The 24,482-nt window shown below is 69.2% G+C and carries 20 protein-coding genes; 13 read left to right on the forward strand and 7 right to left on the reverse strand.

Annotation, left to right across the window (positions count from 1 at the left end; genetic code table 11):
- Positions 1–25 precede the first annotated feature (25 nt).
- Complete coding sequence (locus tag ACFKCF_RS26670) at positions 26–643, forward strand: type 1 glutamine amidotransferase family protein (protein ID WP_394497672.1); 618 nt, start codon at positions 26–28, stop codon at positions 641–643.
- The gene (locus tag ACFKCF_RS26675; RefSeq protein WP_394497674.1) at positions 640–1,086 is read left to right on the forward strand and encodes a MarR family winged helix-turn-helix transcriptional regulator; all 447 of its coding nucleotides are present in this window, start codon (positions 640–642) and stop codon (positions 1,084–1,086) included. The genes ACFKCF_RS26670 and ACFKCF_RS26675 overlap by 4 nt, the downstream gene beginning before the upstream one ends.
- A 212-nt stretch (positions 1,087–1,298) precedes the next feature.
- Here the strand turns inward: ACFKCF_RS26675 and ACFKCF_RS26680 are convergent, their stop codons facing one another.
- Positions 1,299–1,763, reverse strand: a complete 465-nt coding sequence (locus ACFKCF_RS26680) for a hypothetical protein (RefSeq protein ID WP_394497675.1) — start codon at positions 1,761–1,763, stop codon at positions 1,299–1,301.
- Positions 1,764–2,169: 406 nt separating this feature from the next.
- Between ACFKCF_RS26680 and ACFKCF_RS26685 the strand changes: the two genes are divergently transcribed.
- Positions 2,170–2,436, forward strand: a complete 267-nt coding sequence (locus ACFKCF_RS26685; RefSeq protein ID WP_394497676.1) for a hypothetical protein — start codon at positions 2,170–2,172, stop codon at positions 2,434–2,436.
- 179 nt (positions 2,437–2,615) lie between these two features.
- Here the strand turns inward: ACFKCF_RS26685 and ACFKCF_RS26690 are convergent, their stop codons facing one another.
- On the reverse strand, positions 2,616–3,137 hold the full coding sequence (locus ACFKCF_RS26690; RefSeq protein ID WP_394497678.1) for a C40 family peptidase: 522 nt from the start codon (positions 3,135–3,137) through the stop codon (positions 2,616–2,618).
- A gap of 428 nt (positions 3,138–3,565) precedes the next feature.
- Between ACFKCF_RS26690 and ACFKCF_RS26695 the strand changes: the two genes are divergently transcribed.
- A complete protein-coding gene (locus ACFKCF_RS26695; RefSeq protein ID WP_394497680.1) occupies positions 3,566–3,832 on the forward strand; it encodes a hypothetical protein in 267 nt (88 codons plus the stop codon).
- A 271-nt stretch (positions 3,833–4,103) separates the two neighbouring features.
- Positions 4,104–4,445, forward strand: coding sequence for an STAS domain-containing protein (locus ACFKCF_RS26700; RefSeq protein ID WP_394497681.1), 342 nt, complete (start codon positions 4,104–4,106; stop codon positions 4,443–4,445).
- On the opposite strand, the gene ACFKCF_RS26705 is transcribed toward ACFKCF_RS26700, so the two are convergent.
- The 4 genes from ACFKCF_RS26705 to ACFKCF_RS26720 form a co-directional block, all read right to left on the reverse strand.
- The gene (locus ACFKCF_RS26705; protein WP_394497683.1) at positions 4,430–6,577 is read right to left on the reverse strand and encodes a germacradienol/geosmin synthase; all 2,148 of its coding nucleotides are present in this window, start codon (positions 6,575–6,577) and stop codon (positions 4,430–4,432) included. The two genes, ACFKCF_RS26700 and ACFKCF_RS26705, sit on opposite strands and share 16 nt — an antisense overlap.
- A gap of 68 nt (positions 6,578–6,645) precedes the next feature.
- Positions 6,646–8,064, reverse strand: a complete 1,419-nt coding sequence (locus tag ACFKCF_RS26710; protein WP_394497685.1) for a family 2B encapsulin nanocompartment shell protein — start codon at positions 8,062–8,064, stop codon at positions 6,646–6,648.
- Between the two features lie 30 nt (positions 8,065–8,094).
- Positions 8,095–9,036 (reverse strand): 4-hydroxy-3-methylbut-2-enyl diphosphate reductase, encoded by a 942-nt coding sequence (locus ACFKCF_RS26715; RefSeq protein ID WP_394497687.1) that lies wholly within the window; start codon positions 9,034–9,036, stop codon positions 8,095–8,097.
- An 11-nt stretch (positions 9,037–9,047) separates the two neighbouring features.
- Complete coding sequence (locus tag ACFKCF_RS26720; protein ID WP_394497689.1) at positions 9,048–10,097, reverse strand: polyprenyl synthetase family protein; 1,050 nt, start codon at positions 10,095–10,097, stop codon at positions 9,048–9,050.
- Between the two features lie 194 nt (positions 10,098–10,291).
- Between ACFKCF_RS26720 and ACFKCF_RS26725 the strand changes: the two genes are divergently transcribed.
- The 5 genes from ACFKCF_RS26725 to ACFKCF_RS26745 all read left to right on the forward strand — a co-directional run bounded on the left by ACFKCF_RS26725 (position 10,292) and on the right by ACFKCF_RS26745 (position 14,487).
- Positions 10,292–11,473 (forward strand): zinc-dependent alcohol dehydrogenase, encoded by a 1,182-nt coding sequence (locus ACFKCF_RS26725; RefSeq protein WP_394497691.1) that lies wholly within the window; start codon positions 10,292–10,294, stop codon positions 11,471–11,473.
- 52 nt (positions 11,474–11,525) lie between these two features.
- Positions 11,526–12,581, forward strand: a complete 1,056-nt coding sequence (locus ACFKCF_RS26730) for an NAD-dependent epimerase/dehydratase family protein (protein WP_394497693.1) — start codon at positions 11,526–11,528, stop codon at positions 12,579–12,581.
- Positions 12,582–12,665: 84 nt separating this feature from the next.
- A complete protein-coding gene (locus ACFKCF_RS26735) occupies positions 12,666–13,136 on the forward strand; it encodes an ATP-binding protein (RefSeq protein WP_394497695.1) in 471 nt (156 codons plus the stop codon).
- A gap of 45 nt (positions 13,137–13,181) precedes the next feature.
- The gene (gene folP, locus ACFKCF_RS26740) at positions 13,182–14,081 is read left to right on the forward strand and encodes a dihydropteroate synthase (protein ID WP_394497697.1); all 900 of its coding nucleotides are present in this window, start codon (positions 13,182–13,184) and stop codon (positions 14,079–14,081) included.
- 10 nt (positions 14,082–14,091) lie between these two features.
- Positions 14,092–14,487 carry a DUF1992 domain-containing protein gene (locus ACFKCF_RS26745; protein ID WP_394497698.1) on the forward strand — a complete coding sequence of 132 codons (396 nt, stop codon included), beginning with the start codon at positions 14,092–14,094 and terminating at the stop codon, positions 14,485–14,487.
- Between the two features lie 134 nt (positions 14,488–14,621).
- Here the strand turns inward: ACFKCF_RS26745 and ACFKCF_RS26750 are convergent, their stop codons facing one another.
- A complete protein-coding gene (locus ACFKCF_RS26750; RefSeq protein ID WP_394497700.1) occupies positions 14,622–16,970 on the reverse strand; it encodes a glycoside hydrolase family 6 protein in 2,349 nt (782 codons plus the stop codon).
- Between the two features lie 339 nt (positions 16,971–17,309).
- Here ACFKCF_RS26750 and ACFKCF_RS26755 point away from each other — a divergent pair, with 339 nt between their 5' ends.
- The 3 genes from ACFKCF_RS26755 to ACFKCF_RS26765 all read left to right on the forward strand — a co-directional run bounded on the left by ACFKCF_RS26755 (position 17,310) and on the right by ACFKCF_RS26765 (position 24,337).
- Positions 17,310–20,183 (forward strand): glycoside hydrolase family 48 protein, encoded by a 2,874-nt coding sequence (locus ACFKCF_RS26755; protein ID WP_394497702.1) that lies wholly within the window; start codon positions 17,310–17,312, stop codon positions 20,181–20,183.
- On the forward strand, positions 20,126–22,687 hold the full coding sequence (locus tag ACFKCF_RS26760; protein WP_394497987.1) for a glycoside hydrolase family 9 protein: 2,562 nt from the start codon (positions 20,126–20,128) through the stop codon (positions 22,685–22,687). The genes ACFKCF_RS26755 and ACFKCF_RS26760 overlap by 58 nt, the downstream gene beginning before the upstream one ends.
- Before the next feature lie 66 nt (positions 22,688–22,753).
- Positions 22,754–24,337: a cellulase family glycosylhydrolase gene (locus ACFKCF_RS26765; RefSeq protein ID WP_394497704.1), complete on the forward strand. Its 1,584-nt coding sequence runs from the start codon at positions 22,754–22,756 to the stop codon at positions 24,335–24,337.
- Positions 24,338–24,482 lie beyond the last annotated feature (145 nt).

Here is a 24,482-nt window from a genome sequence, read left to right on the forward strand (position 1 = left end):
GTTGTCGAAATGACAAGATGTTGTCATGAAGGAAATCGTGCACCACGCCGTCTACGACACGTTCGCCGACTGGGAGACCGGTCACGCCACCGCGCACCTGCGCAACGGGCGCTACCAGCGCGAGCCGGGCGGCTATGAGATCGTCACCGTGGGCCTGACCGCGGACCCCGTCGTCAGCATGGGCGGGCTGCGCGTCACTCCGGACCTGACGCTCGACCAGCTCTCGCCCGACTCCAGCGCGCTGCTCATCCTGCCCGGGGCCGACCTGTGGGACATGGGCGCGTCGCTGACGCCGTTCGCCGCCAAGGCGGGTGAGTTCCTGGACGCGGGAGTGCCGGTGGCGGCCATCTGCGGCGCCACCGCCGGGCTAGCCCGCGAAGGGCTTTTGGACTCGCGCGACCACACGAGCGCGGTGGTGCAGTATCTGCAGGCGCAGGAGGGTTACGCGGGCGCCGGGCACTACCTCGACCGGGACGCGGTGCTCGGGGGCGACCTGATCACGGCGGGTCCCACGGAGCCGGTGGCGTTCGCGCGGGAGATCTTCCGCCGGCTCGACATCTACCGGCCGGAGGTGCTGGACGCGTGGTTCCGGCTGTTCGGGAGCAGCGACGCGTCGGCGTTCGAGGTGTTGATGGCGGCATGACGGAGACGGGGGAGCTGCTCTCGGGGCTGGCGCTGGGCTCGTTCCGGCTCAACGGGCAGTTCCTGCAGGTGGCGGAGGGGCTGGCCCGCCCGGCGGGGATGACGGCGGCCTGGTGGCAGGTGCTCGGGGCGGTCCTGCGGGAGCCGCTCCCCGTGGCGGGGGTGGCTCGCGTCATGGGGATGACCAGGCAAGGGGTGCAGCGGATCGCCGACCTGCTGGTGGAGCGGGGGCTGGCCGAATACCGGCCCAACCCGGCGCACCGGCGCGCCAAGCTCCTCCAGCCCACGGCCGCCGGGCGCGAGGCCATCGCCAAGATCAACCCCGGTCACCAGGCCTTCGCCGATCGGCTGGTGGAGGAGCTGGGGGCGGACGTGGCCCGCGACTGCCTCGCCGCCCTCCACCGCCTCTCCACCGCCCTCGACCACCTCACCACCCCCTCGTAACCGGGCTGCTCACCGACGGCCGGTGCGCCGCTTGGGGACCGCGGTGCGGGCCACACCCGGGGCTCCGGGCGGTGCGCGGCGGTGGCGAGGAGGCGGCCGACGGCGGGGTCGCAGGAGTAGGCGAAGTCCGCGGCGTGATCGAGGACGGCGGTGACGAGCCGCGGCGGGGTGGAATTCATGGTCGTTTTTGTGTCCCGCCACCCACCCGGCCGTCACCGGAGTTTGCGGCGGGGTTTGACGACCGAGAGCGTGGTCGCGGTCATCAGCATGGCGATCTGCGTCCCCAGCGCGGCCACCTGCCCCCACTGGCGAGCGGCGGGGGCGGCGGCGCCGCCTTCGGTGGCGGCCACCATTCCCTCGGGGTCGAACAGGAACATGCCCACGCAGATCACGGCCACCAGGAGTACGAGCTTGGCCGCCACCCAGTAATAGCGAAACAGCCCCCAATGGCTGGTCAACCCCAGCGTGACGCCGCTGATCAATGCGATGAGGCTGAGCGGTATGCCGCCCGCGAAGACCAAGGCGGGCATCAGCCGATAGGCCGCGTGCGCCAGCCCGGCGTCCTTTGTCAGGGCCGCCGCCGTATTCAGCACGACCAGGCCCCACACCTCGCCGGCCAGCGCGACGGACGCGACGACATGGATAACCAGGACCGTCTTGCGGATACGCGGCCGCATCGATCTCACCTCCGCATTGAGCGAACTCGTCCGCCATCCTCGCCGCATTGTTCACCCGGCACGTCAGCCTCCGGAGGGCTCTCCGGGTACGCCCGGAGGCGTAGGAGCGCTTCTCAAGTTTCGGACGATCGTTTCCTAAACGGCAGTGCAGGATCGGCCCGTCAGGTGCGGGAAGAGCCCAAATGTATCCCGCCGAAAGGACTCCGAACTTCGCGCGTGAGTCGCGTTCCGTCGACGGGCGTGAAAAACCCGGGCCAAGAAAACGAGGTGCCGCGTTGGCCACGAGGAGGGCTTTTTGAGTTGCAGTCGGGGCCGCCTGCCGCGATGGTTATTTCCGGCACCTCACAGCCCTGCACAAACGACTAGGCGCTGGAATTCCGGCGCCGTTCCATGGAGGAAAGCACACATGATCCGTCGCATTCTGGTCGGTGCAGCAATCGCGGCCGCCGCGTTCGGCTTCTCCGCAACGGGAGCATCGGCCAGCGTCGGCCCCAACCCGCACAACAGCGGGCAGTCCATCCTGAGTCAGCTGAGCGCACTCGACGACCTGACCGCGCTCAACGACGTCCTCAACGACTCCGTGAAGTACGTCGACATCCTGACCCTCCTCCACCTGCAGGACATCGATGCCAACATCCTGAACAACCAGGAGAACACGGGCGACAACAACTGACGGCTCCTCTCGTGGCGTAGGCAGGAAGCCGATCGGCGGTTCCCTGGAGGGGATTCCGCCCGGCCAAGGTCGTCTTCCTGGTGCCTTGAGGTGAACCGCGAAAACGGGCCGTGGACGCTCGCGAGCCCACGGCACGGGCCTGGTGCGCACCGAGCTCACCGTCCCGCGGCCCAGGTCGATCACTGCAGGACGACCTGGGCCGCGTGGCCGTTCACGGCGGCGGAGCTCGGGGCGGCACCGTCGTCGGTGGCCGCGGAGCTCAGCGCGTGGCCGTTCATCCCGGCGTTGCTCGGCCGGACCACGCCGAGGACGGTGCGCCTGCCGAGCGGGTCCACCCGGACGGACTGCCCGGTGTACGGGGCGTGCACCATCCGCGTCGCGTCCACGACGATGCCGACGTGCTCAGGCCCGGGACTGTGAGAGTCGTTGTCGAAGAAGATCAGATCCCCCGGCTCCGCCCGCTCCTTGGGTATCCGGATCCCGGAGCGCCACTGCTCCCGCGTGGTCGAGCCGATCGACACCCCCGCCCGCGCCCACGCGTATTCCGTGAGCCCGGAACAGTCGAATCCCCACGTCTTGGCGCCTCTTCCGGTGCCGAGCCCGGGACCGTTCACCCCGCCGCCGCCCCACGAGTACGGGACGCCGATCATCTCTATCGCCGCACGTACCGCGATCGATCCGCCCGCCGATCGCCGGGCCACCGCGGGAATGGCCGGAACGGCGCACAGAATCGCCGCTGCGAGTGCTATTGGCAGCAGTCGCCGTGTTCCATTCATGACATATTCAGCGCTCCCGTCGACGCGCCTCCGCCGGCCCGTTCACCCGATAACATTCCTCCTTCTCTATGGCGATAAAACGGACTTTGGCCATACGGGGTGTCCGTATGGCCATAAGCTGAAAAACTGCCCCCACACCACCCCAGGGCAAATCCGAGCTAGTCGTATATATCCGGACGATCCATGATCAACAATCAAGGAAATGCTGCGCGTATTTGACTCCGGCTTAGCACAGTCGGGTTGCGGCCCGTCGAGGCGTCGCGAGAATGTTATTCCTGGAATCTCGCAGCCCGGTGCGAGTGATTCACGATGACGCGCATCCCGCGCCAATTCCGACGAAGGAGAAACAAGAAATGATGCGTCGCATTCTCGCTGGTGCAGCGATCGCGGGTTGCCTGCTCGGGTTCTCGGCAACGAGCGCCTCCGCCGACGTCGGCCCCAACGCGTTCAACAAGAAGCAGCAGATCCTCAGCCAGCTGAGCCTGCTCGACGACCTCACGCTGGCCAACGACGTCCTCAACGACTCCGTGAAGTACATCGACGCCGCGACCATCGGTCACCTGCAGGACCTCGACATCAACCTGCTCAACAACCAGTCCAACGTGGGCGACAACAACTGAGCGCGCACGCCTGACGTGAGGGCGCTCAGGTAGCCACGGCCCCGTGGCGGCACCTTGCCGGAGCGCTCCCGGGCCGGCGAAGCACCGTCCGAGTCGGATCATCCGCAGCAGTGAAGGGCACGGCCATGCCGTGCCCTTCATAATTTCCCCGCAATCCGGTCATTTTCCGGCGAAAATTACATAGCCAAACATACTTCGTGTAACCTGGGTTTTGGTTATTTGCCAGAGCAGGATTACACCCCCAGAGCGTGCGTGTTGGGGGGCGAAGAGCGTGAGCGTCCAAGAGCGGTTGCTCTACCAGGATGGGCAGCTGACGATCACGGTGCGCGCGGCGCCCGGACCGCCGTCTGTCGCGCTGGTCGGCGAGATCGACGCCTCCAACAGTCCCGCGGTGGCCGGCGCCCTGGAGGGTTGCCGCCAGGGCGCGTACATCGTCGTCGACACCGGCGAGCTGACCTTCATCGACGTCTCCGGCCTGCGGGTGCTCGTCATGCCCACGCTGCCGCCCGCGGAACGGTGGATCCGCCTGCACAACGTCACGCCGTACCAGCGCCGGCTGCTCCGCATGATGGGCTGGTTCTACGAGCCCCGTGCCCATCACCTGCCCGCGTAGGCCCCCGAGGTGCCGAGGCCCGTCGGCCCGCCCAGCCGCCGCTCGGGCACCCGGTTGTGGCGGCGCAGCGAGTCCTCGTCGAACCGGGAGCAGTTGTGGTGCCAGTGGAACACCCCGGCCACCCAGTTGCGCAGCCCGTCCACGAACGCGTCGAGGTCCTGCCGGGCGTCCGCGTCGAGGCCGAGGTCCTCGGACAAGACCGGCAGCTCCTGCTCGACGATGTGCTGGAACTGGCCCATCCGCGAGTCCAGCAGGTCGGTCACGATGCCGAGCGCCGTCGGATAGTCACAGTCGAAGAAGTGCTGCACCACCAGGATGCCGTTGTGCAGGTCCCCCTCGAACTCGATCTCCTTCTGGTAGGAGAAGACGTCGTTGATCAGCGTCCCGCAGTCGGCGACGGTGTTCTCCAGCGACCGGATCGGCCCGCTCTCGCGCAGCTCACGGGGGAGCCGCCGGCCGTGCCGTAGCCGGGTGAAACCCATGGTCAGATCGCTGCCGGCGGCCTGCCTGCGCATCTCTATGAAGTCGACGGGGTCGGGGATGCGGTTGGCGAACTGGTTGCCCAGCTCCCACAGCCAGGCGAGGCACGTGCTCTCGACCGCCTCGCGCAGCTCGCGGCGCCCCTCCGGCGGCATCGGCCCCACCGTACGCGCCCAGACATCGGCCAGGCCCCGCTCCAGGACGCTCGCGGGCGGCGGCGCGGGCGAGCCGTCCAGCGGCATGAACGCCGAGAAGCGCTCCACCGCGATCCTGGCCGCCGCGAGGTTGCGTGACCGGCCGAAGACGGCCGGGAAGTAGTCGTCCGCGTACGTGCCCCACGCCATCCAGTACGACCCCAAATCCAGCTCCTCGGGACTGCCGTCGGGATGCATGCCCGCGACGCACAGAGGCAGGTCGAGGTCGACCAGCCGGCCCTCGTCCCACACGCTCGAGTCGAGCATCCCCATCTCCCCGCACCAGGCCACGGTGTTGCGCCGGGCGGCGTCGAGATGGGGTGACAGCCGCACCTGGAAGGGCATGCGCAGGTCGGGGATCCGCGAGGGCCCCACCCGCTGGTACGGCATGTACGTGAAGGTACGCAGCCGCTTGGCCCCCAGCAGGTTGACGATCGACGGCATGCCGAGCGGCTTGCGGGCGGCGACCCGCCGGTTCATGTACCGGCTGGAGCGCAGGTGCCACTCGTGCCCGCCCGACTGCCAGTCCTGCAGCCCCTTGACGTAGGCCAGCACGCCGGCCGCGGTGAGCGGGTCGACGCCGTACTCCACGAACAGCGGGCCCAGCTCGCCCAGCGCCGTGTGCTCGAACTGCTGCAGCCGCGAGGTCAGCAGGTCGTTGACCGCGTCCGCGGCCTCCTGCGTGCCGCACCCCAGGAACCTCTCCAGCACCAGCACGCCGTTGCTCAGCTCACCCTCGTCGCCGACCTCCCGCTCGTAGGAGAACAGGTCGTTACGCAGGTGGACCGCGTCCGAGAAGGCGTCCTTCAGCACCCGCAGCGGCCGCGTCCCGGCGAGGCGGGCGGGCACCTCGGCGCCCACCGCGTGCTCGACGAGCCCGGCCGACCAGGGAGCCCCGCCGACCTTGCGGCGCATCTCGATGTACTCGACCGGGTTGGCCACCCGCCCCCGGTTGATGTTGGCCAGCTCCCAGAGGGACTCGTTCAGCAGGTGTCTGGTGCTCTCGGCGAAGCGCGCCCGCCAGTCCGCGGACCTGCTGGGCACCGTACGCACCCACAGGTCGGCCAGGCCCGCCTCGACCGGGTTGGTCGGCTCGGGCATGGTCAGGTCATCGCCCATCGGCATGAACCGGGCGATCCGGTCGAGGTAGGCCTTGCCGCCCGCCAGGTCGCCGGTGCGCTTGAAGACCTCCAGGAAGTGGTCGTCGAAGAAGAAGACCCACACGTACCAGTCGGTGATCAGGCAGAGCTCGACGGCGTCGCAGTCGGGATGCGTGTACGAGCACAGCAGCGCGTAGTCGTGGGCGTCGAGATCGGCCTCCTCCCAGATGCCGGAGCCTTCGGACATGCCCAGCTCGCGCGCCCACTGCCTGGAGTGCGCGCGAGCCTCTTCGAGATGCGGGTTCAGCCGCGCCGGATACGGCATGTAGAAGTCCGGCAGTTCGAACGGCTGGCTCATGGCAACTCCCTCAGGTAAGTACTCGGCCGGCACCGCGCGCAGGCGGTGCCGGCCGTCCGGTCTCTCGCTCAGCCGTTCCTGCCGACCTCGACGTCCTCCAGCACGCCGAGCGCGTCAGGCACGAGCACCGCCAGCGAGTAGTACGCGCTCACGAGGTAGGAGATGACCGCCTTCTCGTTGATGTTCATGAACCGGACCGACAGGCTCGGCTGGTACTCGTCGGGGATGCCGGTCTGGTGCAGGCCGACGACGCCCTGGTTCTCCTGGCCGGTACGCATGAGCAGGAACGAGGTCGTGTACGTGGAGGAGACCGGGATCTTGTTGCACGGGAAGATCGGGATGCCCCGCCAGGCCGGCACCTTGTGCCCGAAGGCCTCGATGGACTGCGGGTAGACGCCGCGCTTGCTGCACTCCCGGCCGAAGGCCGCGATGGCCTGCGGGTGCGCCAGGAAGAACGCCGGGTCCTTCCACACGGTGGCCAGCAGGTCGTCGAGGTCGTCGGGGGTGGGGCGGCCGGAGCGGGTGCGGATGCGCTGGCTGAAGTCGGCGTTGTGGAGCAGGCCGAACTCCTTGTTGTTGATCATCTCGTGTTCCTGCCGCTCGCGCAGGGCCTCGATGGTGAGGCGGAGCTGCTGGTCGAGCTGGCTCATCGGCTGGTTGTACAGGTCGGAGACCCGGGTGTGCACCCGCAGGACCGTCTGCGCCACACTCAGCTCATATTCGCGGGGGCTCTGCTCATAGTCCACGAACGTGCCGGGCAGCACGGGCTCGCCACTGTGGCCGGCCGCCATGTCGATCGCGGCCTCGCCGTAGTCGTTGTGGGCGTGCTCCCCGCTCGCGGAAAGCCACCGGTCCAGGTGCTCGCGCAGGCCGGGCGCCTGCTCGACGAGCTGCTCGAAGTCCTGCCGGGACAGCGTGAGAACGGTGGTCTTGGTCTTGGCCCGCGCGGTGAAGTCGAAACGGCCGCCCTCCGTCAGCGTCGCCTCACCGAGATGGTCGCCGTCGGCCAGGACGCCGAGGTTCTGCTCGTCGCCGTACGCGCCGCGGCTCACCTTGGCCACCCGGCCGTGGGCGATCAGCACCAGCCGGTCAACGGGGCGGCCCTCGGAGACGATCTCCTCGCCCGCCTCCACCTCACGCTGGGCGAAGCGGTCGGCCAGCGCCCCCAGCACCTCCATGTCGTCGAAGCCGCGCAGCATGGGCAGCTCGGTCAGCTCCGCAGGGATGACCCGCACGTCCGAACCGGTCGTGCTGAACGTGATGCGACCGTCACCCAGCTCGTACGTCAGCCGCCGGTTGACCCTGAACACACCGCCCGAGCACTGCACCCACGGCAACAGCCGCAGCAGCCAGCGGGAGGTGATCTCCTGCATCTGCGGCGCCGTCTTGGTCGTGGTCGAGAGCTGTCTGGCGGCCTCGGTGCTGAGGCTGAGCTGTCCGTTGCCGTTGACGGCCTCGGGTGTGGTCGGGTTCGTCGTTTCGGTCATCGTGCTGCACCACCAATCTGGGTTTGGGACCTAGCCGGGGTTGCGGGTGGATCGGATTTCGAGCGGCAGGGAGAACGTGAGGGTCTCCTCGGTCACGGTCACCGGCTCCACGTCGTCGTATCCGTGGGCGGCGAGCCAGCCGAGCAGGTCCACGACCAGCCGCTCGGGGACGGAGGCGCCGGAGCTGACCCCGACGGTCCGCACGCCGTCGAGCCAGCGCTCGTCGGCGTCGGCGGCCCGGTCGACCAGGTACGCCGCGCCCGCGCCCGCGCCGAGGGCCACTTCGACCAGCCGCCGCGAGTTGGACGAGTTGGCGGAGCCGACGACGATGACCAGCTCGCACCGCGGGGCGATCCTGGCGATCGCCTCCTGGCGGTTCTGGCTGGCGTAGCAGATGTCGTCGCTGGGCGGGTCGACCAGCTGGGGGAAGCGTTTGCGCAGCTCGGCGACGGCCTGCATGGTCTCGTCGACGGCCAGCGTGGTCTGCGACAGCCAGCTCATCGGGCGCGAGCCGCTCGCCGTCACCTCGTCGGGCCTGGCCGGGTCCACGACGTGGATGCGGTCGGGGGCCTCGCCGAACGTGCCCTCGACCTCCTCGTGCTCGGCGTGGCCGATGAGCACGATCTCGTAGCCCGCCCCGGCCATCCGTACGGCCTCTTTGTGGACCTTGGTGACCAGCGGGCAGGTGGCGTCGATCGTCCGCAGGCCGCGCAGCCCCGCCTCGTCCTTCACCGCCGGGGCGACGCCGTGGGCGGAGAAGACGACCAGCGAGCCGTCGGGGACCTCGTCGAGCTCCTCGACGAAGATCGCGCCGCGCCGGGTGAGGTCGTCGACCACGTACGTGTTGTGGACGATCTGTTTGCGCACGTAGACCGGCGGACCGAAGCGGCTCAACGCCTCTTCGACGGTGCTGATCGCACGCTCGACGCCCGCGCAGAAGCCGCGCGGGGCCGCGAGAAGTACCTGTCCCATCGGGGAACCCCCTACTTGGTGCGGTGCGCGAGCTGGTCGGCCAGCACGGCCAGCGCTCTGGCCGCCTCCGGCTCCATCCGCGCCGCGGCCAGCGCCGTCACGGCCTCGCGCACGCGGTCTTCGATCATTTCCTCGACCTCGGCCAGCGCTCCTGTGTCGCGCAGGATCTGCCGCACCTCCTCGGCGCGCTCCTCGGTCAGCTCCGGGTTGCCGTGCCAGCTCCTGAGATGGGCGAGCTGGGCGGGCGTGGCCCGCCGTACGGCGTGCGCGACGAGCACGGTGTGCTTGCCCTCGCGCAGGTCGTCCAGGGCCGACTTGCCGGTCTCCGACTCCTGGCCGAACGTGCCGAGCACGTCGTCGCGCAGCTGGAAGGCCTCGCCCAGCGGCAGGCCGAAGCGCGAGTAGGACTCCAGCAGCTCCATCGAGGCCCCGGCCAGCGCGCCACCGATCTGCAGCGGCCGCTCGACGGTGTACTTGGCGGTCTTGAACCGGATCACGGTGAGCGCCTCGTCCACGCTCGCGCCCGAGCGGAGCTGGGCCAGGACGTCGAGGTACTGGCCGCTGATGACCTCGGTGCGCATGGTGTCGAACACGTGGTGCGCGGCCCGCAGCCGGTGCGGCTCCACGCCGCACGACGACAGCATGGTGTCGGACCAGGCCAGGCTCAGCGTGCCGAGCAGGATGCCGCCCGCCTGCCCGAACGCGTCCGAGCCCGGGCCGCGGTGCAGCCCGGCCAGGCTCCTGTGCACGGTGGCCCGGCCGCGCCGCAGCTCGCTGCCGTCCATGATGTCGTCGTGGATGAGCAGGCCGGCGTGGCACAGCTCCAAGGACGCGGCGGCGGTGATGATCTCCTCGCCGTCACCCCCGCCGGCGCCCCGCCAGCCCCAGTAGCACAGCTGCGGCCTGATGCGCTTGCCGCCGTTGAGGACGAAGTCGGTGAGCAGCTGGTACGCCGCCTCGACGTCGGGGTCGTCGACGGGAGCGCGCCAGGTCTCGAGGAAACCGGCCAGGCGGCGGTCGATGCGTGATCCAACGTTGTGCTGAGTGAAGCTCACCGGCATGCGCGCGGCTCCTTCTGTCAGGCGTCAGCTACCAATAGTTACTCACCCAATACGGAGCGTGTAAAGCACTTTGGCATGGAGCCTTCGCCCTTTGCCGCGATCCAGGCGTGTCGGGAGGCTGCCAAGAGCAGCCGCCGGTTTGAGGGCTTATGCAGGGGTATGCGGCATTTGTGCCCATTCCGTAAGGAGACACCATGAAGGCAGTCACCTGGCACGGCAAGCGCGACGTACGGGTCGAGGAGGTTCCCGACCCGGTCATCAAGGAGCCCAACGACGCGGTCATCAGGGTCACCAGCGCCGGGATCTGCGGCTCCGACCTGCACCTGTACGAGGTGCTGGGGCCGTTCATGGCCGAGGGCGACATTCTCGGGCACGAGCCCATGGGCGTCGTCGAAGAGGTCGGCTCCGCGATCGAGAACATCAAGCCGGGCGACCGCGTGGTCATCCCGTTCAACATCTCCTGCGGGCACTGCCACATGTGCGGCATGCAGCTCTACGCGCAGTGCGAGACCACGCAGCTGCGCGAGCACGGCACGGGAGCGGCCCTGTACGGCTACACCAAGCTCTACGGCCAGGTGCCCGGCGGGCAGGCCCAGTACCTGCGGGTGCCCGAGGCGCAGTTCGGCCCGATCAAGGTGCCCGAGGGGCCACCGGACGAGCGCTTCATCTACCTGTCCGACGTGCTGCCGACCGCCTGGCAGGCCGTCGAGTACGCGGAGCTGCCCGAGGGCGGCAGCGTCACGGTCTTCGGCCTCGGCCCGATCGGCCAGATGTGCTGCCGCATCGCCCGCCACCTCGGCTACCGGGTGATCGGCGTGGACGGTGTCACGCAGCGCCTGGAGATGGCCCGCCGCCACGGAGCCGAGGTCATCGACGCGAGCGAGATCACCGACGTCCCCGAGGAGGTCCGCCTGCGGACCTCCGGGCGGGGGACGGACTCCGTCATCGACGCGGTCGGCATGGAGGCCCACGGCTCCCCGGCCGCCAAACTCGCGCAGACGCTCACCACGATGCTGCCGGGCGCGGTGGCCGCGCCGCTCATGTCGCACACGGGCGTCGACCGCCTCTCCGCGCTCAACCAGGCCATCGACTGCGTACGGCGGGGCGGCGTCATCTCCGTCATCGGCACTTACGGGGGCATGACGGACCCCATGCCCATGCTGCGCATGTTCGACAAAGGCATCACGATGCGGATGGGGCAGGCCCATGTCCGGCGGTGGACCAGCGCGTTGATGCCGCTGGTGACCGACGAGTCCGATCCGCTCGGAGTGATGGACCTCGCCACCCATCGGATGCCCCTGGAACAGGCGCCCATGGCGTACGAGATGTTCCAGAAGAAGTCCGACGGAGCCGTCAAGATCCTGCTCCAGCCATAATCTGGCAGGTCATAGGGGTTTCGCTGCCCGATCGGCGGGCAGCGAAGCACCCATGAGAGTCGTCGTGGTGGGGGCAACCGGGAACGTCGGCACCAGCGTGGTGCGTGCGCTGGCCGCCGACGACGGCGTGACCTCGATCGTCGGGGTCGCCCGTCGGCTGCCCGGGTGGCGGATCGACCGCACCGACTGGCGGCAGGCGGACGTCGCGACCGGGGATCTGACACGGATCTTCGACGGGGCGGACGCCGTCGTCCATCTCGCGTGGCTGTTCCAGCCCACCAGGGACCCGGCGACGACCTGGCGGGCGAACGTGCTCGGCAGCATGCGCGTCTTCCGCGCCGTCGCCGAGGCGGGAGTGCCCGCGCTCGTCCACGCCTCTTCCGTGGGCGCGTACTCACCCGGGCCCAAGGACCGGGCGGTGGACGAGAGCTGGCCCACGCACGGCTGGCCCGGGGCCGCGTACGGGCGGGAGAAGGCGTACGTCGAGCGGGTGCTCGACGTCTTCGAGCACGATCACCCGAGCATCCGGGTGGTGCGGATGCGGCCGGGGTTCATCTTCCAGCGGGTGGCCGCCACCGAGCAGCGCAGGCTGTTCGGCGGGCCGTTCGTGCCGGGATGGCTGATCAAGGAGGGGCGGGTCCCGTTCGTGCCGGACATCCCGGGCCTGCGGCTGCAGGCGCTGCACGCGGAGGACGCGGCGCAGGCGTACCGGCTGGCCGTCACCAAGGAGGTGCGGGGCGCGTTCAACCTCGCCGCCGCGCCCGTGCTCGACCCGCCCGACCTGGCCAAGCTGCTCGGCACCCGTACGGTGCCGGTCTCGCCCACCGTGGCCAGGACGGTCATGGCGGCGGCCTGGCACATGCGGCTCCTGCCGGCCGCGCCCGGCCTGCTGGACCTCGTCCTGCGGGCCCCGATCATGAAGACCGACCGCGCCAGGGACGTGCTGGGGTGGACGCCGCGGCACCCGTCGTGGGAGGCCATGCGGGAGCTGTTCGAGGGGCTGCACGACGGGGCCGGCATGGACACCGCGCCGCTGGCCCCCGACGGCGGTCCCGTAGGCCGCGTCAAGGAGCTCGCCGCCGGCGTCGGTGGGACGTCCGGGGTGTAAGTCGTCTCCTCCGGGGGAACGTGACACACGGCGCGAGGTCCTGAAGCGCGAAAGCCGCCCTGTCGGACGACACGGAGGGAGCGCATGCGGACCCTGATGGCCCAGCCCTTCACCCTCGACGACGTCACCAGGCTGCGCCGCGCCGTGGCCGAGTACGCCAGGGGCTGCGGGCTGAGCAGCCCTCGGCTGGACGACTTCGTCCTGGCCGTGCACGAGAGCGTCGTCAACGCCGTGGAGCACGGGGGCGGGCATGGGTACTTCAAGCTGTGGACAGTGAACGGCGTCATCCGCTCGGAGACGTCCGACGAGGGGGTGGGCATCCCCGACGGGTACGTCAACGGCAGCACCAGCCCGCTCGACCTCGCCCAGGGCGGCAGGGGGATCTACCTCATCCGCCGGCTGTGCGACACGGCCGACTTCGACACCGGTCCTGAGGGGACGACGGTCCTGCTCACGATGCGGCTGCCGAGCGGGCCCGATCGCGCGACCCACGAGGCCATGAAACGCACCCGCGTGATGGCCGGCTGCCGCCCCTTCGGCCGCTTCACCGCCTGACCCCCGCTCCGCCCCGGGCGGTTGAGGGGCAGGTAGGCTCACTACGTGAGCGGCGAAGCGCTTTCCCCCGGGATCATCTCGCCCGTCCGGCGCATCGGGCGGCGGGAGTTCGACTTCGCGCGCCAGGTCGCCATCATGGCCATCGTCAACAGGACGCCCAACTCCTTCCACGACCAGGGTCGTACGTTCGAGCTCGACAGCGCCGTGGCGGCCGCGTGCCGGGCCGTGGACGACGGGGCCGACTGGGTGGACATCGGCGGGTTCGCCTTCAGCGCGGCTCAGGCGCAGATCGGCCCGGACGAGGAGATCGACCGGGTCGCCCCGGTCATCGCCGAGGTCAGGAAGGCCACCGACGCCGTCATCTCCGTCGACACCCACCGGCCCGAGGTGGCGCGGGCGGCGGTCGAGGCGGGCGCGGACGTGATCAACGACACCAACGGCCTGCGCGAGCCCGGGATGGCGGAGTTCGCCGCCAAGTCCGGCGTCAGCGTGATCGTCACGCACAGCCTCGGCGGCCCGGGCAGGCGCGTCTTCCGGCCGAGCTACCAGGACGTCGTCTCCGAGGTGGCCGGCTATCTGCGCGAGCGGGTCCAGTACGCGCTGGAGGCCGGGATCGCCCCTGACAGGATCATCATCGACCCCGGCCACGACCTGAACAAGAACACCTTCCACTCCCTCGAGCTCACCCGGCGGCTGGAGGAGATCACCGCGATCGGCTACCCGACGCTGGTGGCCCTGTCCAACAAGGATTTCATCGGCGAGACGCTCGACCGGCCCCAGGGGGAGCGGACGGAGGGCACGATCGCCGCCAACGTCTTCTCGATCGTCAAGGGCGCCCGCATCCTGCGGGTGCATGACGTGGCCGCCACGGTCGCGTCCGTACGCATGACCGAGGCCATGCTCGGCTGGCGTGGCCCGCTGACCCCGAGTCACAACCTGGCCTGAGGAGGCCGTCTTGACCGAGCGCAAACCCGTGGGCATGCCGTTCGAGAGCTGGATCGACCGGCAGATCCGGGAGGCGCAGGAGCGCGGCGAGTTCGACGACCTACCGGGGGCCGGGGAGCCGCTGCCGGACCGGCCGCACGACGACATGTGGTGGATCAAGCAGAAGATCGAGAGCGAGGGGCTGTCGATGCCCCTGCCGCCCACCCTCGCGCTGCGCAAGCAGGCGGAGGAGGCGCTGGCCGACGCGCGCGGGGCCAGGTCGGAGACCGAGGTGCGGCGGATCCTCGACGAGATCAACCAGAAGATCCGCGACGCGATCAGGACGGGGCTGTCCGGCCCGCCGCTCAACCTGATGCCGTTCGACGTCGACAAGATCGTCTCGGAGTGGCGCAGGGCTCAGAAGTAGGTGAAGGGGCCCCGCGGACGGGGCCCCTTCTGGTGTTCGAGGGACCCGGGTCAGGCGGGTCCCTCCGAGAGACCCGGGTCAGGCGGGTCCCTCGGGCTCATGCCGGGGGCGATGGTCCCCGGCCCTGACTGTCGTCAGTTGACGGGCGGGTAGGCGTTCCTCAGCAGCTCCTGGAACTGCGCCGAGAACCAGCGTCCCGACAGTGGCGAGTTGGGCAGCGCGCCGCTCAGGTTGTTGCCGTTGAGGCTGTTGCCGTGGTAAGTCGGGTCGCACATCCGGTCGAACTTCTTGCCCTCGTCGTTCGGGATGTCCGAGCTGGCGCCGTCCGACTCGCCCGGAGGCTTGATCCAGACGTAGGCGTCGAACCCGGCCGCCGGGCTGGCGGTCGGCCGCGCGCCCAGACCGGCACCGCTCTGGTTGCACCAGTTGCCGGCGTGGATGCGACGGTCCGTACGCGACTGGTTGACGAACTCGTCCACGTTGGTCGAGGTGCTCGGCCCGCTCGGGCGGGCGGTGCCGCCCCAGCCGTTGCGCGAGGTGTCGATCAGCATGCCGAGCCCGTTCCTGAAGCCCTTGGAGATGAGGGCGCTGCGCAGGGCGGTGGCGAACGACTGCTCGTCGACGTACCAGTTCCAGTCGATCCACTTGGACTGCCGGACCGAGGTGTTGTTCACCATCGTGTTGATGGTGAAGTACGGCTCGGTGGTCGCGCCGTAGTTGGCGGTGTTGACGATGAAGCCGTCCACGCTGTCCACACCGGCGGTGGCGCCGGCCACGGTGTTGTAGAAGAGATTGACCGTCGGGTTGAAGTTCGAGTCCCAGCCGAGCCAGGCGTGGTGGGCGGCGTCGATGTAGGTGTAGACGTTGGTGATGGCGTGCAGCTTGTTGAGCGCGTAGCGGACGCCGTCGACGTAGGCGCCGGTCGAGTTGGCCTCGGCGCACTTGGGGAAGCTGAGGTTGGTGACCAGGTTGGGCAGCGAGTCGGGCTCGATGATCGTGACGATGCGCAGGTTCGAGTACGCGGAGTCGCTCATGATCGCCGCGATCGGGTCGATGTACTCGGTCTTGTAGCGGTTGAGCCCGTTCTCGGCGACGAGCAGCTCGCCGTTGGAGGCCAGCGCCGAGCAGTCGCGGTTGGGCAGGTCGTAGATGACGAACTGGACGGTCAGCGGCGTGGAGCCGTTGGCGGCGTCCTGCCTGACGGCCTCGTCCAGGTGGGCGCGCAGGCCCATGACGGAGGAGGAGCCGGCGATGGCCGCGATGCGGTCCATCCAGACGGCGGTGGAGGTGTTGGCCACCGCGGAGCCGCCGGGCTCGGCCTGGGCCTTGGCCTTCCAGTCGGGGTTGACGTAGCCGGTGGCGCCGGCGTACGGGTTCTCGACGTGGCCGCCGGGGGTGCCGCCGTCGTTGTCGGCCTCGGTGGCGGTGACCGTCCTGGAGGTCAGACCGGTCGAGGTGACGGTGATCGTGCGGCTGCCGTTGGCCGTGTCGGAGTCCTCGGAGGCGGCCAGGGTGACCGTCTGCGGGGTGTTCCAGTTGGACGGCGTGAAGGTGAGGCTGCCGCCGCTGGAGACGGTGATGTTGGTGTCGCCGGTGCCCGCCGTCGAGGTGACGGTCACGTTCGAGGTCGGCGCGGCGGCCAGGCGCACGGTGTACGTGGCGCTGGCGCCTTCGGGCACGGTCACCGCGGTCGGCGTCACGATGATCGACTGCTCCACCACGGCGTCGTCGTCCACCTCGGTGGCCGAGACCGTGGCCGGGGTGACGCCGGTGCCGCCGACGGTGAAGGAGGCGGTGCCCGCGGTCGTGTCGGAGTCCTGGGCCGCGGCCAGGGTGACGGTCTGGGCGGTGTTCCAGTTGGACGGGGTGAAGGTCAGCGAGCCGCCCGAGCTGACGGACAGGTCCGTGTCACCGCTGGCCCGCGTCGTGGTGACGGTCACGTTGGCGGACGGCGCGGAGGAGAGCTTGGCCGTGAACGTGGCCGTGCCGCCCTCGTTCACCGCGACCGAGCTGGCCGAGGTGACCACCGACGGGGTGGCCGGGTTGCCGCCGCCGCAGGTGACCCCGTTCACGGTGAACGTGGTCGGGCTCGGGTTGCTGCCGGTCCAGCTGCCGTTGAAGCCGATGGAGACCGAGCCGCCGGTGCTCAGGCTGCCGTTGTACGACATGTTCGTCCCGGTCACCCGCGTGCCCGACTGGCTCCAGTTGGCCCCCCAGCCCGTCGGGGTGTACTTCTGACCCGTGGTCGGGAAGTCGAAGCCCAGGTTCCACGACGTGATGGGGTCACCGGTGTTCTTCAACGTGATGTTCGCGGTGAAACCGCCCTGGCCGGGGCTGCTCGTCCACGAGTTGGCAGAGTAGGTCACGTCGCAGGCGACGGCGGCGTTGGCGGCCGTGCTCTGGCCGGCGACGAGCCCTAAGGCCGCGACACTCGCGGCGGTCACGGTCACGGCCCATTTGCGGAGGCCGCGTTGGAGTCTCACGAGCGATCATCTCCAGTGTTAGAGGGCTGGGAGCGCTCCCATGGTCTGCCGTGGTTCCATCCGTGTACAGAGGGCGATCCTCGCGGAGGTGTCCGCCACCCCGCATGCTCGTTGAATGCCCCGGAACGCGGATGAAACTTTCATCCCGGGCACCCTGGTGAGAGGAAACACGGGGGTTACCGAACCGCCATTCCGTTGACATACGCGTTGGGGCACCCACAATCCCGTTTGGGAGCGCTCCCACTCCTCTACTCCCATGGAGACCCCGTGAAGTACAGACCTCCTTCCCTTCTCTCCCGCTTATCGCGGCGGCTGGCGGTGGCCGCGACCCTTGTCCTTGTGGCGGGTGTGACCTCGGCCGTGTCGGCCGGACCCGCGCAGGCGGCCGTGGCGTGCGACGTGACGTACACGGCCAACTCGTGGACGAGCAGCCCCGGCCAGGGCGGTTTCACCGCGAGCATCACGTTGAAGAACACCGGTGACCCCATCACGTCGTGGAACCTGGGCTTCGACTTCCCGACCACGGGTCAGAAGTACACCCCGACGGGCTGGGGCGCCAACTGGAGCCAGTCGGGCACGCGCGTCACGGGCACCAACATGTCCTACAACGGCAGCCTGGGCACCGGCGCGTCCGTGTCCATCGGCTTCAACGGCAGCTGGACCGGCAGCAACCCGAGCCCGACCACGTTCACCGTGAACGGGGTCACCTGCGGCGGCTCCAACGTCGCGCCCACGGTGGCGCTGACCTCACCGACGCCGGGGCAGACGTTCACCGCCCCGGCCACCGTGCCGATCGCGGCGAACGCGTCCGACTCCGACGGCACGGTCTCGAAGGTCGACTTCTACCAGGGCTCCACGCTGCTGGGCACCGACACCTCGGCGCCGTACAGCTACAGCTGGACGAACGTGGCGGCCGGCAGCTACTCGATCACCGCGCGGGCCACCGACAACGGCGGCCTGACCACCACCTCGGCGCCGGTCGGGATCACGGTCTCCCCGAACACGGGTCCCGCGCTCGTGGTGAGCCCGACGAGCCTGTCCGTGCCGGAGGCGGGGACCGCGAGCTTCAGCGTGAAGCTGTCGCAGGCGCCCTCGGCCAACGTGACCGTCACCACGTCACGCACCAGCGGTGACACCGACCTGACCGTCTCGAGCGGCGCCAGCCTGATCTTCACGCCGGCCAACTGGAACACGGCGCAGAACGTCACGCTCGCGGCGGCCAACGACAGCGACACCACCGCCGGCAACGGCGTGTTCCGGGTGAGCGCCACCGGCTACACCGCGGTCGACGTCACCGCCAGCGAGGCGGACGACGACGTCGGCGGCAACAACCCCTACGTCCAGCGCTTCGTCGAGATGTACAACGAGCTCCACGACCCGGCCAACGGCTACTTCTCGCCCGAGGGCGTGCCGTACCACTCGGTCGAGACGTTCATGGTCGAGGCACCGGACCACGGGCACGAGACCACGTCCGAGGCCTACAGCTACTACCTGTGGCTGGAGGCGGTCTACGGGCAGGTCACCGGCGACTGGTCGAAGTTCAACAACGCGTGGGCCTCGATGGAGAAGTACATCATCCCGGCCACGGCCGACCAGCCGACGAACTCCTTCTACACGCCGAACAAGCCGGCCACGTACGCGCCGGAGTGGAACCAGATCAGCAACTACCCGACCGCGCTCGACTCCGGCGTCACGCCCGGCGTCGACCCGATCGCGAACGAGCTGCAGAGCGCGTACGGCACCCGCGACATCTACGGCATGCACTGGCTGCTCGACGTCGACAACACCTACGGCTTCGGCCGCTGCGGCGACGGCACCACCAAGCCCGCCTACATCAACACCTACCAGCGCGGCCCGGAGGAGTCGGTCTTCGAGACGATCCCGCAGCCGTCCTGCGACACCTTCAAGCACGGCGGCCCCAACGGGTTCCTGGACCTGTTCATCAAGGACAGCTCCTACGCCAAGCAGTGGAGGTACACCAACGCCCCCGACGCCGACGCGCGCGCCGTGCAGGCCGCGTACTGGGCGCAGACGTGGGCCAAGGCGCAGGGCAAGGAGTCGCAGATCTCCGGTTCGGTCGCCAAGGCCGCGAAGATGGGCGACTACCTGCGCTACGCGATGTACGACAAGTACTTCAAGAAGCCCGGCTGCACGAGCCCGCAGTGCGCGGCCGGCACCGGCAAGGACGCCTCCAACTACCTGATGAGCTGGTACTACGCCTGGGGCGGCGCGACCGACACCAGCGCCGGCTGGGCATGGCGCATCGGCTCCAGCCACAACCACTCCGGCTACCAGAACCCGCTCGCGGCCTGGGCGCTGGCGAACGTGACCGAGCTGAAGCCCAAGAGCAGCACCGGCGTGGCCGACTGGAGCACCAGCCTCACCCGGCAGCTGCAGTTCTACGGCTGGCTGCAGTCGGCCGAGGGCGCCATCGCCGGTGGCGCGACCAACAGCTGGGAGGGTCACTACGCCTCTCCGCCGAGCGGCCTGCCGAAGTTCCACGGCCTGACCTACGACTGGCAGCCCGTCTACCACGACCCGCCGTCGAACCAGTGGTTCGGCTTCCAGGCGTGGACGATGGAGCGGGTGGCCGAGCTGTACTACGCCTCGGGCAACACCGACGCCAAGGCGGTGCTCGACAAGTGGGTCGCCTGGGCGATGGCCAACACCACGATCAACGCGGACGGCACGTACCAGGTCCCGTCCACGCTGCGGTGGACCGGTCAGCCCGTCGGTGACTTCAGCGCCCCCTCCGGGATGCCTCCGGCCAACCCCGGCCTGCACGTGACGATCGCCGACTACACGAACGACGTGGGCGTGGCCGGCGCGTACGCCAAGGCGCTCATGTACTACGCGGCCAAGGCGAACAACACGGCGGCCAAGAACATGGCCAAGGCACTGCTCGACGGCGTGTGGAAGAACCGTGACGCCAAGGGCGTGTCGGTCCCCGAGACCAAGACCGACTACAACCGCGTGGACGACCCGGTCTACGTGCCGTCCGGCTGGAGCGGCAAGATGCCCAACGGCGACACGGTCAACTCCAGCTCGACGTTCATCTCGATCAGGTCCTTCTACAAGAACGACCCCGACTGGCCGAAGGTCGACGCCTTCCTGAAGGGCACGGGCCCCGCGCCGGTCTTCAACTACCACCGTTTCTGGGCGCAGGTGGACGTCGCCGTCGCCCTGGCCGAGTACGGGCGGCTCTTCCCGTGAGAAAAGCACTGATCGCCGTGGCGTCGCTGGTCCTGCCCCTCATTTCGATGGGGGCGGGGCCGGCGGCCCACGCCGCCGCACCGGCGTTCGCGTACGGTGAGGCGCTGCAGAAGGCGCTGTGGTTCTACGAGGCCCAGCAGTCGGGCGACCTGCCGAGCTGGAACCGCGTCGGCTGGCGCGGCGACTCCGGCATGAACGACGGCAAGGACGTCGGCGTGGACCTCACGGGCGGCTGGTACGACGCGGGCGACCACGTCAAGTTCGGCTTCCCGATGGCGTTCTCCACGACCATGCTGGCCTGGGGCGCGGTCGAGTACCGCGACGCGTACGCGAACTCCGGCCAGCTCACGCACCTGCTCAACAACCTCAAGTTCGTCAACGACTACTTCATCAAGGCCCACCCGTCGGCGAACGTGCTCTACGGCCAGGTCGGCAACGGCGGCACGGACCACGCCTGGTGGGGCCCGGCCGAGGCCATGCAGATGACGCGGCCCGCGTACAAGATCGACGCGTCCTGCGGCGGGTCGGACCTGGCGGGCGAGACGGCGGCGGCGATGGCCGCCTCCTCGATCGTCTTCCGCCCGACAAATCCGACTTATGCTGACACGCTGCTGGCGCACGCCAAGCAGCTGTACTCCTTCGCCGACACCGTCAGGAAGAAGTACACCGACTGCATCACCGACGCGCAGGGCTACTACAACTCGTGGAGCGGCTACAACGACGAGCTGGTGTGGGGCGCGATCTGGCTCTACCGGGCCACGAACGACGCCTCCTACCTGGCCAAGGCCGAGACCGGGTACGACAACCTCGGCAACGAGCCGCAGACCACCACCAAGTCGTACAAGTGGACGATCGCGTGGGACGACAAGTCGTACGGCGCGTACGTGCTGCTGTACAAGCTGACCGGCAAGCAGCGCTACCTGGACGACGCCAACCGCTGGCTCGACTGGTGGACGGTCGGCGTGAACGGCGCGAAGGTGGCGTACTCGCCGGGCGGCCAGGCCGTGCTCGACCGGTGGGGCTCGCTGCGGTACGCGGCCAACACCTCGTTCGCGGCCTTCGTGCACAGCGACACCATCACCGACGCCACTCGCAAGGCCCGCTACCACGACTTCGCGGTGCGGCAGATCAACTACGCGCTCGGTGACAACCCGCGCAACTCCTCGTACCTGATCGGGTTCGGCGCCAACCCGCCCAAGAACCCGCACCACCGCACGGCGCACGGCTCGTGGACCGACCAGATCACCAACCCCGAGCAGACCCGCCACACCCTGTACGGCGCGCTCGTCGGCGGACCGCCCGACCCGAACGACGCCTACACCGACAAGCGCGACGACTACGTCATGAACGAGGTCGCCACCGACTACAACGCCGGCTTCACCAGCGCCTTGGCCCGGCTCTACAAGGAGTACGGCGGCGCGCCCGCGGCGAACTTCCCGGTGGCGGAGACCCCGGACGGTCCCGAGCTCTTCGTCGAGGCGGGCGTGAACGCCTCGGGCACCAACTTCACGGAGATCAAGGCCATCGTCCGCAACCAGTCGGCCTGGCCCGCCAGGGTCCTGTCCGACGGCTCGTTCCGCTACTACTTCACGCTCGACGGCACGACGACGGCCTCGCAGATCACCGTGTCGTCGGCCTACACGCAGTGCAAGGCGCCCACGCTGCACCAGACGAGTGGCACCACGTACTACGTGAACATCGACTGCTCCGGGCAGGCCATCGCCCCGGCCGGGCAGTCGCAGCACCGCAGGGAGGTGCAGTTCAGGATCGCCAGCGCGGGCACGTGGGACCCGGCGAACGACTGGTCGTACCGGAACATCCCCACCACGCCCGGCGCGACGCCGGTGCGCACCGGGAACATCACTCTCTACAGCGGCGCGACCAAGATCTGGGGTGAGCCCCCGGGTCCGGAGGAGCAGGACACGACAGCTCCCAGCAAGCCGGGCAAGCCCGCGGTCTCCGAGATCACGGGCTCGACGGCGAAGCTGAGCTGGACCGCCTCCACGGACAACGTGGGCGTGAGCGGCTATGACGTCTACCTGGGGTCCCAAAAGGTGGGCACGGCCACGAGCGCGTCCTTCAGCCTGAGCGGGCTCACCCCGAACACCTCCTACACCGCCTCCGTGGTGGCGCGGGACGCGGCCGGCAACGCCTCGGCGTCGTCCGACGGCACCGCGTTCACCACGACGAACACGACGCCGATGCCCACCGGCGGGTGCGGGGCGACGTACAAGGTGACGAGCTCGTGGGGCGGCGCCTTCCAGGCCGAGGTGACGGTGAAGAACAACGGCACCTCGGCGACCACCGGATGGACGGTCGCCTGGACGTCGGCGAACCAGATCACCCAGCTCTGGGGCGGCAGGCACACCCAGTCGGGGTCCGGCGTCACCGTCAAGAACGAGGCGTACAACGGGGCGCTCGCCCCGGGCGCCTCCGCCACGTTCGGTTTCATCGCCAACGGCACACCCACCGTCCCCGACCCCATCACCTGCACTCCCGCCTGAGTGAAAGACCCCGCCCCCGCCGCAGTAGCGGCGGGGGCGGTTCCACAGCTCAGTGAAAGGCAGCACATGAGATCACTGATCACCGCGCTGGCCTGCCTTCTCGCCTTCTTCGTCGCCCCCGTCGCCCCCGCGAACGCAGCCGTCGGCATTCACGTGAGCGGTGCGAAGATCGTCGAGGCCAACGGCCAGGATTTCGTCATGCGCGGCACCAGCCACGCGCACACGTGGTACGCGTCGCAGACCAAGGCGTTCGCGGACATCAAGTCGCTGAAGGCCAACACCGTCCGGGTCGTGCTGAGCGGCGGCCGCTGGACTGCCAACAGCGTCTCCGACGTGGCCAACGTCGTCTCCCTCTGCAAGCAGAACAAGCTCATCTGCGTGCTGGAGAACCACGACACCACCGGCTACGGCGAGCAGAGCGGCGCCTATACCCTCGACCAGGCCGCCAACTACTGGATCAGCGTCAAGTCCGCCCTGGTGGGCCAGGAGGACTACGTCATCGTCAACATCGGCAACGAGCCGATCGGCAACAACGCCGTCACCCCGGGCTGGGCCGCCGCGACCACGGCCGCGATCCAGAAGCTGCGCAGCAACGGCTTCCAGCACGCGCTGATGGTGGACGCGCCCAACTGGGGTCAGGACTGGCAGTTCGGCATGCGCGACAACGCGCGGGCGGTCTTCGACAGCGACCCGGCCAAGAACACGATCTTCTCCATCCACATGTACGGCGTCTTCGACACGGCCGCGGAGATCAACGCGTACATGGACGCGTTCAAGACCGCGGAGCTGCCGCTGATCGTCGGCGAGTTCGGCTTCAACCACTCCGACGGCAACCCGGACGAGGACACGATCATGGCCCAGGCCGTGAGCCGCGGCCTCGGCTACCTGGGCTGGTCGTGGAGCGGCAACGGCGGCGGCGTCGAATACCTCGACCAGGTCACCAACTTCGACGTCACCCAGCTCACGGATTGGGGCCGGCGGCTGTTCAACGGCGCCAACGGCATCGCCGCCACCTCCAGGCAGGCCTCGATCTACGGCGGCGGCACCACCGACCCGACCCCGCCGAGCACGCCCGGCACCCCGTCGGCGTCCGGCATCACCTCGTCGGGGGCGAACCTGTCCTGGACGGCCTCCACGGACAACGTGGGCGTGACCGGCTACGACGTCTACACCTCGACCGGGACCTCGCTCGGCTCGACCGCGACGAACTCGATCACGCTGACCGGGCTGTCGCCGGCGACCACGTACCAGGTGTACGTCAAGGCCAGGGACGCGGCCGGCAACCAGTCCGCCGCGTCGCCGACGGCGTCGTTCACCACGCTCAGCGGCGGCGGCACCGGCGGCGGCTGCACGGCCACCGGCACCGTGCAGAGCCAGTGGGGCACCGGGTACGTCGTGCAGCCCGTGACCGTGACCAACACCGGCACCTCCACCAAGTCGAGCTGGACGGTGACCTTCACGCTGCCGGCCGGCCACACGCTCACCGGCTCCTGGAACGCCGCGGTGACGGTCAGCGGCCAGACCGTGACGGCCAAAAACCTGAGCTACAACGGCACGCTGGCGCCCAACGCGAGCACGAGCTTCGGGGTGCAGGCGAGCCGGCCGAGCGGCAACACGTCCGTGCCGTCGGGCTACACATGTGCCAACTGAACCGCCCGTCGTATCGCTGCGTATGAGGAGGTGAGGCGAAACATCCACCCTGCCTAACGACACCATCCCGCCCGGATGGGACGGACGCGGCCGGTACCTCCAGCCGGCCGCGTCCGTGTCTATGGCCTCTGCTCCGCAGAGGCGG

Source organism: Nonomuraea sp. JJY05, assembly GCF_043496855.1.
Lineage (GTDB): Bacteria > Actinomycetota > Actinomycetes > Streptosporangiales > Streptosporangiaceae > Nonomuraea.